This window comes from Lysinibacillus sp. AR18-8 (genome assembly GCF_001705465.1).
In the GTDB taxonomy this organism is placed as follows: domain Bacteria; phylum Bacillota; class Bacilli; order Bacillales_A; family Planococcaceae; genus Lysinibacillus; species Lysinibacillus capsici.
In genome coordinates this window covers 1-530 of sequence record NZ_MDGU01000044.1, presented here as the reverse complement: position 1 = coordinate 530, position 530 = coordinate 1, and the positions used below count along the sequence as shown (strand labels likewise).

At 24.0% G+C, this 530-nt stretch carries 1 protein-coding gene; it reads left to right on the top strand.

Features of this window, described 5'->3' with window-relative positions; translation table 11 throughout:
* Positions 1–231 precede the first annotated feature (231 nt).
* A partial coding sequence (locus BFM98_RS23725) for a hypothetical protein (RefSeq protein WP_175400787.1) occupies positions 232–530 on the top strand: 299 nt, incomplete at its 3' end.

Sequence of the window (530 nt, the reverse complement as noted above, 5' to 3'; positions counted from 1 at the left end):
ACGCGTGTAGATCTCGGTGGGCGCCGGGGCAGGAAAAAAAAAAAAAAAAAAAAAAAAAAAAGAGAAAAAAAGAGAGAGAGAAAAAAAAGAAAAGAAGAAAAAGAGAAAAAAAAAAAAGAAAAGAAAAAAGAAAAAAAAAAAAAAGAAAGGAAAAAGCGTAAGAACGTCGGCAGCGTCAGATGTGTATAAGAGACAGAATGAATATAATAGCTAATAAAGAAAAAAAGAAAATTGAGAAAAAGAAAAGAAAAAAAAAAAGAAAAAAAAGAGAAAGAAAGAAGGAAGAGAAAGAAGAGAAAAAGAGAAAGAAAGAGAAAGAAAGAGAAAAAAGAGAAAAGAGAAAAAGAAAAAAAAAAAAGAGAGAAGGAAAAAGAAGGAAAAAAAGAAAGAAAAAAAAGAAAAGAAAAAAAGAAAGAGAAAAAGAATAAAAAAAAAGAAAAAAAAAAAAGAAAGAAAGAAAAGGAGAAGAAAAAAAAAGAAAAAAAAGAAAAAAAAAAAAAAAAAAAAAAAGAAAAGAAAAGAGAAAAAAA